General features: G+C 47.8%; 1 protein-coding gene. It reads left to right on the top strand.

The window, feature by feature from the left end; translation table 11 throughout:
• Positions 1–270, top strand: a 270-nt coding sequence (locus DSOL_RS26510; protein ID WP_139314659.1) for an ABC transporter permease subunit, incomplete at both ends; no start/stop codon positions are given.

Here is a 270-nt window from a genome sequence, read left to right as displayed (position 1 = left end):
TGGTGGGTGTCTTGGGTGTTGGGGTATATCATGGTGCTTATATTGCTGAAGTGGTCAGGGCTGGAATTAGTTCGATCCACAGGGGGCAAATGGAAGCAGCATTATCACAGGGATTTAGTTTTTGGGGAGCAATGCGTCATGTGATTTTGCCACAAGCTTCGCGCTTGGTTTTGCCTCCGCTCACCAATCAAGCGGTCAATTTGATTAAAAATACATCTGTATTGGCCATGATTGCTGGCGGCGACCTGATGTATCATGCCGACTCATGGT

The organism is Desulfosporosinus metallidurans (genome assembly GCF_001936615.1).
GTDB lineage: Bacteria > Bacillota > Desulfitobacteriia > Desulfitobacteriales > Desulfitobacteriaceae > Desulfosporosinus > Desulfosporosinus metallidurans.
The sequence above is the reverse complement of the archived record's forward strand: the minus strand, read 5'-3'. Positions and strand labels throughout refer to the sequence as shown.